Origin of the sequence: Streptomyces sp. NPDC088124, from assembly GCF_040685895.1 — a bacterium.
Taxonomy (GTDB): domain Bacteria; phylum Actinomycetota; class Actinomycetes; order Streptomycetales; family Streptomycetaceae; genus Streptomyces.
This window is the reverse complement of record NZ_JBFBJB010000064.1, coordinates 48,385-55,721: the sequence shown is the minus strand read 5'-3', so window position 1 is coordinate 55,721 and position 7,337 is coordinate 48,385. Positions and strand designations below refer to the sequence as shown.

Annotated in this window: 7 protein-coding genes and 2 pseudogenes; 3 read left to right on the top strand and 6 right to left on the bottom strand. The window is 66.7% G+C overall.

From position 1 onward, the window contains the following. Nucleotides 1–91 precede the first annotated feature (91 nt). The 3 genes from AB0P17_RS36150 to AB0P17_RS36140 form a co-directional block, all read right to left on the bottom strand. Nucleotides 92–682, bottom strand: a complete 591-nt coding sequence (locus AB0P17_RS36150) for a TetR/AcrR family transcriptional regulator (protein WP_365817954.1) — start codon at nt 680–682, stop codon at nt 92–94. A gap of 155 nt (nt 683–837) precedes the next feature. Continuing rightward, a complete protein-coding gene (locus tag AB0P17_RS36145; RefSeq protein ID WP_365817952.1) occupies nt 838–1,794 on the bottom strand; it encodes a zinc-binding dehydrogenase in 957 nt (318 codons plus the stop codon). Nucleotides 1,795–1,947: 153 nt separating this feature from the next. Further along, on the bottom strand, nt 1,948–2,295 hold the full coding sequence (locus tag AB0P17_RS36140; protein WP_365817950.1) for a tetratricopeptide repeat protein: 348 nt from the start codon (nt 2,293–2,295) through the stop codon (nt 1,948–1,950). Between the two features lie 591 nt (nt 2,296–2,886). Between AB0P17_RS36140 and AB0P17_RS36135 the strand changes: the two genes are divergently transcribed. Both AB0P17_RS36135 and AB0P17_RS36130 read left to right on the top strand, forming a co-directional pair. After that, nucleotides 2,887–3,207 carry a hypothetical protein gene (locus AB0P17_RS36135; RefSeq protein WP_365817948.1) on the top strand — a complete coding sequence of 107 codons (321 nt, stop codon included), beginning with the start codon at nt 2,887–2,889 and terminating at the stop codon, nt 3,205–3,207. Between the two features lie 23 nt (nt 3,208–3,230). Continuing rightward, nucleotides 3,231–3,986 carry a hypothetical protein gene (locus tag AB0P17_RS36130; RefSeq protein ID WP_365817946.1) on the top strand — a complete coding sequence of 252 codons (756 nt, stop codon included), beginning with the start codon at nt 3,231–3,233 and terminating at the stop codon, nt 3,984–3,986. Between the two features lie 390 nt (nt 3,987–4,376). Here AB0P17_RS36130 and AB0P17_RS36125 read toward each other — a convergent pair whose 3' ends face one another. Together AB0P17_RS36125 and AB0P17_RS36120 are read right to left on the bottom strand one after the other, a co-directional pair. Then, nucleotides 4,377–5,321 (bottom strand): transposase family protein, encoded by a 945-nt coding sequence (locus AB0P17_RS36125; protein ID WP_365817962.1) that lies wholly within the window; start codon nt 5,319–5,321, stop codon nt 4,377–4,379. A 59-nt stretch (nt 5,322–5,380) separates the two neighbouring features. After that, nucleotides 5,381–5,825: pseudogene (locus AB0P17_RS36120) on the bottom strand (HDIG domain-containing metalloprotein); the annotation flags it as partial. Between the two features lie 89 nt (nt 5,826–5,914). Between AB0P17_RS36120 and AB0P17_RS36115 the strand changes: the two are divergent. Continuing rightward, nucleotides 5,915–6,064: pseudogene (locus AB0P17_RS36115) on the top strand (IS110 family transposase); the annotation flags it as partial. Nucleotides 6,065–6,239: 175 nt separating this feature from the next. On the opposite strand, the gene AB0P17_RS36110 reads toward AB0P17_RS36115, so the two are convergent. Continuing rightward, nucleotides 6,240–7,283: an IS630 family transposase gene (locus AB0P17_RS36110; RefSeq protein WP_365817944.1), complete on the bottom strand. Its 1,044-nt coding sequence runs from the start codon at nt 7,281–7,283 to the stop codon at nt 6,240–6,242. Between the last annotated feature and the right edge of the window lie 54 nt (nt 7,284–7,337).

Sequence of the window (7,337 nt, the reverse complement as noted above, 5' to 3'; positions counted from 1 at the left end):
CCAACCACTGCTCATCAGAAAGATCCCCACGCCCCACACGGTGATCATCACAGCGCGAGGCGTGAACAAGAAACCCGACCTAAAACACGGCCTAGGTGCGGTCGTCCGGCTCGCGGTACCCGTGGGCGATGAGCGAGCGCAGCCGGTCGACCGATTCCGTGGTGGCGCCGGCGCCCTTGATCCAGGCGACCGAGCAGGCCGTGAGGAACAGGTCGTAGCCCGTTGCCGACGGGCGCACGTGCCCTGCGCGCTGCGCGGCTCGCACGTGCTCGTCGGTCGTGGCGATGAGCTCGTCGCAAGGTACGGTGAGCGGATTGTCCGGGTCCTGTGCCCGGGTCGCCGCCATGAGTGGTTCCGGCAGTCCGCTGTAGGCGCTGAGGTAGTCCTCCATCGCCCGCAGCCACTGCGTCAGCGCCGTGCCGGCGTCGTCGATGCCGGCGATGTCCTCACGGCGGGCCTCCAGTTCCGCGGTGCGGGACTGAAGTACGGCCGCCAGCAGAGCCTCGCGGGTGGGGAAGTGCCGGTACAGCGTTCCCGGCCCGACGCCCGCCTCCTTGGCGACCGCCTCCAGTGACGTGCCGACCCCGTCCCGCAGGAAGTGGCGCTGGGCGGCCTCCAGGAGGGCTGCGCGATTGCGCTGGACGTCGGCGCGGGGCTTGCGCCCCTGTTCTTTGGCGTTCATTCGCCCTCCTGCACTCTTCCGGTACGGTGGCCCGAGTGAAAACGGAGGCTATCTCCGCACTGTCTCCACGGTAAATCGGAGGCACCCTCCGGTCAAATCGGGCGCCGCTGACCCGCTGGTGGAGCACAGTGGGCGCTCTCGCGGCGCCCGCCGTCTCAGTCTTCGTACAGGGCGATGATGCGGCCCGTGACCTCGCCCTTGCGCAGTCGGTCCAGTCCCTCCGGGATGTCCTCCGGCGTGATCCGGTTGATCGGCGGGTTGAGGTGTCCGCCGCGCATGAGCTCGTAGAGCTCGGTGAGGTCCTGTTTCGAGCCCGACAGTGAGCCGAGGATCTGCAGCTGCTTCATCACGATCGTGAAGGTGTTCACGGTCGACTCGGTGCGGCCCAGGCCCACCTGCACCAGCGTCCCGGACTGGCCGAGTGCCTCCACCGCCTGGGCGGTGGTGGTGCCGAACCCGGCGTAGTCCACGATCAGTTCCAGGTCCCTGTCCGCGAACTCGGTGATGGACTCCGCCGCACCGGCCAGCCCGATCTCGGCGGCCCGCGCGCGGGTTTCCGGGTTCAGCTCGGCGGCGTAGACCTCGGCCCCCTTGAGCACGGCGATGCGTGCGCCGATGTAGCCGAGACCGCCGAGGCCGATGACCCCGACCCGCATGTCCTTCTTCGCTCCGCCGCGCGCGACCATCGCGTGGTAGGAGGTCAGGCCCGCGTCGGTCGCCATCGCCCCCATCGCGAAGGAGATTTCGTCCGGCAGTCGCACCAGGTTCGCGTCGGTGGCGCGTACCTTGGGGCCGTAGCCGCCGTCCCAGGCGCCGTAGCCGATGGCGTCGGCGTCGGGCATCGCCGGTGCCAGCCCCACCCGGTCGCCCACCTTCCAGTGGTCCATTCCGGGGCCGACCTCGCTGATCACGCCGGCGTTCTCGTGGCCGAGCGTCATCGGCAGGCGCGGGAACGACGTCATCCATCCCGGGTCGTCGAGCGCGCTCACGTCCGAGTGGCACAGGCCGGCGGCCTTGACGTCGACGACGGCCTCGCCCTCACCGGCGTGCGGCGGGTCCACCTCATCCAGTGTCAAAGGCTTGCCGGTTCCGTGGAATCGCCAGGATTTCATGGGTCTCGCATGTCCTTTCCCATGGCGCCGGCGACTGCTCGCCGGCCCGTGTAACCCCCCCTGTTGTGTGACGGATCTTTCCTGCCCCTCCCGGTGGCCGGAGGATCCGCCGAAGCGGCCACCGGCTCACCGGGGGAGGGAGGGGAGGAGTGCTCAGGCTCCGCCGAAGTCACCTGCGAGCGCAGCTGCCATCCGCAGCTGCGGTGCCGCTTCGGCGCCGCGGTTCTGCCGCTCCAGCGTGCGGCCCAGCATCAGCCGGGCGTACTGCTCGACGGGGTCGAGCTCGATGACCTTGCGCAGCTCCGCCTCCGCGCGCCGCAGCTGTGCCGAGTGGTAGTAGGCGCGGGCGAGCAGCAGACGCGGGGCCACCTGCTGCGGCGCCTCGTCGGCCAGCGGGGCGAGAATCTGCGCCGCTGCGGCGTACTCCTTGACGTCGAAGAACTGCTGCGCGCGCTCCCAGCGCTCCGCTGCGGTCCCGTGGCTGTAGTAGGCCGTCTCCACGGTCTCTACCTCCTTCTCGCCCCCGAGCCGATAAAACGGAGAACCCCTCCGCTCCTCTCTGAGAGTAAAGCGGAGGCACCATCCGGTCAAGTGGTGCCAGCCCCCGCGCCGCCGGGCCGGACGGCCGGGGATCCTCCTGGCGGGATTCCCGCGAACCCCGGCCGTCACCGGGGGATGGCGCCTGCGCGGTGGGGGTGGGCGGTGTGCACGTACTTCATCGCCGTCGATATGGAGATGCCGAAGACGCGGACGAGGCGGACGGGGTCGGCAGTGTCGCGAGCCTCGTCGAGGATGTGGCCGATGAGGGCGAGCGGGTCGTGGTGCGGGCACGGACTCCGAAGGGGCCGAGTTCTGTTTCCGCATGCGTCATGCTGGTGACCTCCGGAGTGGTGCTGGCCTCGCCGGCGCAGGCTTATTCGCATCTCTGCGGGAAATTCTGGGGCGTAGGCGAGGGGGGTGCGATTTCGTATCGCTACTACAGCATTACATCGACGTATCAGACCGCCTTCTTGTAATGCTCAGGGGCGATGGGATGCTACGAATCCCAATTCTCCCGGCCACTTCAGCAAGCAGCAGAGCAACGGTGATCCGATGGTGGAGGTCCGTGACGGTAACTACAGTTGGGGCGACTGGGCCCGAATGACGAGTCAGGGATGCCTGGCATCCAATTGGCTCTACAACGAAACCTGCATCGGTTTCAATTACCGGACCGTGTCCGGGTTGAGTGCCCGTCAGAAGAAGATCGTCGCTACGCACGAAGCAGGCCACGCGTACGGTCTGGGGCATACGAGTCTCGGTGGTGGCGGTTCGGGGCCCTCGATCATGCGGCGGGGAGAAGTGAAATTCTCGTGCGGCAGTGATGGTCCCTGGCCAGACGACATCAAAGGCGTTCGCGCCAAGTACACGCCATGAGGCTACTGGGAGGTGAGGGGCCGATGAAGAAGATTCCAGCCCTTGTGGTAGGAGCTGTGACTTGTTTCGCCGCGGTTGCCTGCACGTCGGAACAATCGAGTGGCAAGCATCAAATCGATGCCGATTACGCGACATACGCGTCGGTCGAAGAGCTGACGGAGGGCTCGGCGGGAGCATTCTCGGTCAAGATCGATAAGATTGTGAGCCGTGAGTGCGACGACGGCGGCGATGCCGAGGGGCACGGCGGCGAACCCACGAACTCCTCCGAAGAGGATACCGAGACCGATACGGAACCGAGTCCGAACAACCCGGGAACCCCTCCGGAAGGGATCGAGGGAGGAGATTCCCCTTACGCCGACTGCTTGCCCATGCGTTTCTATGAGGCGACGGTCGAGGCGGTCATTCTCCAGCCGGAGGCTCCTGTAACCCGGGGGCCCGATCCAGTACCTCTCGGCAAGCTGATCGTCGGCAACGTCGACACGGAGGCTGTCGACATGGAGGGCGCCTCTCCCCTGACCATCGGATCTCACATGGTCGTTTACGCGGAGAAACTTGCTGAGGCAGACCACCCCGGGATCGATTCCGTCAAGGGCGATCTGTGGATGCCGCTCGGAGGGGAACAGGGGCTCTTCGACGTTGACGGGAACACCGCCACGGCAAGGTCCTCCGTCGTCACGAGCCTGTACGCGGGTGGATCCGAAAGCGATCCCGCGAAGAGAGACGGCAAGTTCACAACTGATCTCGAAGCACTCAAGCAGGTGGCACAGAACCGGTCGTGACTGAACCGGAGAAGCAGTGTCGGTGACGGGTAAATCGTGACTCTCTGACTGCGGATCAAAACAGACCTGTCTCGTGCTCTTTTGACCGATCCCGATCTGGATCGAAGGTCAGGAGAATTAGGCGATTTCAGAGATCTATAGACTACACTGGGCCGAGCAGGACGATTTCCCGGCACCTGGGCATCCCGAAGAAAAGCGCGCGCGGGCCCGTTCCGGCCTCCCCGCAGAGGCACGCCGGAGTGGCCTGGCTGTGGCTAGACGGATGCGCGAGAGCGACCCTGGCATCCTGTTCTGCGACGGCGCCCGGTGCCGCAACGTCACCCTGACCGGCTGACGAGCTCGTGCATGATTGCTGGTGGCGCGTCGAAGGCCGCGGAATCACCGCCGTGTTCACATTCGCGCATCGCGGTACATCGTGGCGGTCTGCTGGTGAGAGAGCAGCCCGGCGACGGCTTGGACGATGTCGCTCATGTGCTCGCGTCGGCCGTGGTGGCGTGCGAGAGCCCGCCAGTTCTTGAGGTGGCCGATGCCGTGCTCGACCCGAATGCGGCGTGAAGAGTGGGCCTTGCGCTGGTGCTCGTGCATTTCCTCGTACCACTCGGGCGGGTTTTTCTTGAACTTCCGGTGCGGCGGTGTCACCACGCGCCCGCCCGTCTGGGCGCCCAGACCTTGGTAGCCGGCGTCGGCGAGGATCTCCACGGCTGGTCCGTCGGCCAGCAGTTTGACCAGGCCCAACTTCCGGGCGTGAGTGATGGCCGCGCAGCTCGCGGGCTCGGCCGGGCTGCAGAACAGCAGGCGTCCCTTGGAGTCCGTGACCACCATCGACTTCACCGCGTTCTGCTTGTTCTTGCCGGAGATGAACTTCTCCCGGTCCTTGCGTCCGGCGGCCGGCCGTCGCACCCGAACCTCGGTTCCGTCGATGATCCCGGTCAGCCCGTCGGCACCAAGGTGGTCGATGACTTCGGTGAGCGTGCGTAGCCGGAGGCCCGGCGCGACGGTGCAGCCCCGCTCTGCCAGCAAGGGCCGCACTTCACCGATCGCACGCGTAATGGTGGAGCGGTCGACGCCGAACCAGCAGGCCAGCACATTGTGCGTCGCACCGTGGCGGAGGCTGACCAGCGTGGCCAACAGCCGGTCCACGAAGACCAGTCTGTGTTTCGCCCCAGCACCCACGGCCCGGCGACGCGGCCGCGAGGCCAGTCCTGCCTGGTGCCGTTCATGCCACAATGGCCCGACTTCAGCGACGAGTTCAGCGTTCACCTCGGACGTCAGTCCGGTGATTCGCTGGCTTCGGATGATTGCCGCACGCGCTCGGTTCCCCGCCACACAGAGCATGATCAACGCTCAAGGTCCTGACGCGCCACCAGCAATCATGCACGAGCTCGTTAGGTAGGGGGTGTGGTCTTACTGTGGAACTTGTCCGCGGACATGACCAGTTGCTCTTCGATGGTCTCGGCCAGATAGTCGGCCTCGGGTACGGCGAGCTTCTGTTCGCGGATGTCGTGCCGGGTAAGACCAACTCCCGTGTGGCAGGAGCAGAAGCGGCGCAGGCGCTCCGGGAAGCCCTCCCCTTGGAGGATCTCGTGGCCGAGGACGCCATGGCGGATGTAGTTGCGGTGATCGAGCCGACCGGCCTGGTCGTATAGCCGGTAGACGCCGATGTCGTGGAGCAGGGCGCCAACACGGACGAGGTCGGTGTCGAGGGGGAGGTCTGTCTGTGCCACAAGCTGTTCGGCGATGCCGCAGACGATTTCGCAGTGGGTGAAGACGAAGTCCAGCGCCTCATGGCGCGTACCGCTCATGCAGCGCGTGTACCTCATTGGCCGTCGGAAGGATCACTCCGGCAGCGTACCTTCCCACCCGCAAGCGATCTGCTGCCCGCACAGCCAGCCGGGCGCCACGCAGGGCGTACCCCCCCCGGCGGTGACCGTAGCTACTACGACCGCTGCCGGGCCCGCGGCAAGACCCACACACAGGCCCTCCTCCGCCGGGCCCGGCAACGCGTCAGCGTCCTGTTCGCCATGCTCCGCGACGGAACCTTCTACGAGCCACACCGTCCTGGGACGATCGCTGCATGAGCAGGTCGCGCTTGACGAAAGACGTAGGCGTACCCTCTCGGCGAACGGATCACAGAGAGGGCGGGCCCTTTGCTGTTGCTCGGCCAGCTTTTCGGGTGCTTCGGTGCCGGCACCGGCGGGGCGATCAGTAGTCTGCGCGCGATGCCGTGCTTATTGATCCGAAACTCAATCGGTTCTATTCGAGGGTGTAGCGGACGTGGGATCCGCCGAAGTATCCGCGGACGATGTGTGGCTGCCGTTGGCGGCGGTGGAAGAACCGGCGGGTTTCGGCTGCGAGTTGGGCCTGGTCGCGGGCCCTGCTGTGCATGGGCAGGCTCCGTTTGAGGTCGGCGTTGACCAGTTCGTCGGGGTTCAGCTCCGGCGAGTACGACGGCAGGAAGTGCAGCTTGATGCGGTCCGGGTGATCGGCCAGCCAGGCGCGGACCTTTCGGGAGCGGTGCGCGGAGTGGCCGTCCACGACGAGGTGCACCTTGCGGTCGAAGTGGCCTGCGAGCCGGTCCAGGAAGCGGCACATGACGTCGGCGTCGAAGGTCTCGGTGAAGACCATGAAGTGCATACGGCCCTTGGTGCTGATCGCGGACATCGCGTTGACCGAGAACCGGTTGCCCGTGCGGCGCACGATCGGGGTGCGTCCCTTGGCGCCCCAGGTGCGGCCGGTGACCTGGTCGGAACGGATGCCGACCTGGTCGGCGAAGAGGACCTCCCCGTCTTCGGCCTTCGCGCTGGCCCGAATCGCCGGCCAGGTCTCCTCCCGCCAGACACGCACCGCTTCCGCGTCCTGCTCGACGGCCCGCTTGTCCGGGCGCTGGAAGGACAGGCCCCACCGGCGCAGGTACTTGCCCACCCCCTGGTCGGTCAGCCGTACCCGGTACAGCTTCGCGATCAGATCCCTGACTGCGGCGCGCGTCCACAGCTGCCCCGCCAGACCCAGGTCGCAGGGACGGTGATCCAGCACGGCCTGCCGGACCGCCTGCTGCTCGACCGCGTCGAGCAGCTGATGCTCGCCGACCCGGCGCCCGCGCGGCTGGGCCACCAGCGCTTCGCGCCCGCCGGCCCGCCACTTCGCCCACCACTTGTCCACCGCCTTGAGCGAGACCTGGAACACCGCCGAGACATCCTCGCGAGTCCGGCCCGCCACCAACGCGGCTACCGCCCGCAGCCGAAGGGCCTCCTGCGCCGACGGCGACAACTGCCGTGCGTCCCCCACCAGTTCACTCACGCAGGGATCAACGAACCAGAATACCTACCGTTTCAGATCAATAGATGTAGTGCG

Excerpts from the sequence above, each read along its gene's own strand:
- AB0P17_RS36150 (WP_365817954.1), bottom strand. The coding sequence starts at position 682 with ATGAACGCCAAAGAACAGGGGCGCAAGCCCCGCGCCGACGTCCAGCGC.
- AB0P17_RS36125 (WP_365817962.1), bottom strand. The coding sequence starts at position 5,321 with ATGCTCTGTGTGGCGGGGAACCGAGCGCGTGCGGCAATCATCCGAAGC.
- AB0P17_RS36135 (WP_365817948.1), top strand. The coding sequence starts at position 2,887 with ATGGTGGAGGTCCGTGACGGTAACTACAGTTGGGGCGACTGGGCCCGA.
- AB0P17_RS36145 (WP_365817952.1), bottom strand. The coding sequence starts at position 1,794 with ATGAAATCCTGGCGATTCCACGGAACCGGCAAGCCTTTGACACTGGAT.
- AB0P17_RS36130 (WP_365817946.1), top strand. The coding sequence starts at position 3,231 with ATGAAGAAGATTCCAGCCCTTGTGGTAGGAGCTGTGACTTGTTTCGCC.